This is a genomic window from Arthrobacter sp. H41, assembly GCF_000520535.1.
Taxonomy (GTDB): domain Bacteria; phylum Actinomycetota; class Actinomycetes; order Actinomycetales; family Micrococcaceae; genus Arthrobacter_D.
The window spans coordinates 12699-13367 of the sequence record NZ_KI914810.1 but is presented as its reverse complement, the minus strand read 5'-3'; the positions used below and the strand labels follow the sequence as shown (position 1 = coordinate 13367).

The following is a 669-nucleotide window of genomic DNA, read 5'->3' as shown; positions in this document are numbered from 1 at the left end:
TGCGCTCGAGGCCGAGGCCCGCACGGAGGGCGGCGGCCGCCTCCAGCGCTGCGTAACCCTGTGCCATTCCTGCGGTACCGGTGTCGATGACCTCGACGGGAATGTTCACCGACGCCGCTGCGAGGCGCGCCGCGTCCACTGTTCCCGACAGCAGGCCCGACAGGTGCACCGAGATGATGCCGTCGAATCCTGCGGTCTCCAGTGCCTGGTAGACCTGCTCGAACTGCCCGGGTGACGGCCGGGACGTCCGGATGTCCGTCCCCTGGGCGAGCGCCACACTGAGCCGTCGGAACAGCTCGGAGTCCTCCTGGCTGAAGGTCTCCGCGCCGATCGACACGGGAACCGGGACCACGGTGATCCCTCGCCCGGGCCCCTCGTGCAGGACCGCTGGAAGACCCGCGGCGGAATCCGTCACCACGGCGATGCGGGGTGGAGCGGGCACAGTCGATGGCACGGTAGCGGGCACTGTCACCCTGGAACGATGTTGACCAGTTTCGGTGCCCTCACGATCACCGTGCGGATGCTCCGTCCGTCGAGGATCCTGGTGACGTGCTCGCTGTCGAGCGCCAGCGCCCGGAGCTCGTCCTCGGAGATCTCCGGCGACACCTCCAGCCGGTCCCGGACCTTTCCCTGCACCTGAATCACTGCCACCACGGTGTTCCGGGTCAG

Annotated in this window: 2 protein-coding genes; both read right to left on the bottom strand. The window is 68.8% G+C overall.

Translation table 11 applies throughout. From position 1 onward, the window contains the following. Positions 1-442: DegV family protein (locus Y705_RS19550; protein WP_253908601.1), on the bottom strand; the 442-nt coding region annotated here is incomplete at its 3' end. 26 nt (positions 443-468) lie between these two features. Next, positions 469-669, bottom strand: a 201-nt coding sequence (locus Y705_RS19545; RefSeq protein WP_049822680.1) for a hypothetical protein, incomplete at its 5' end; no start/stop codon positions are given.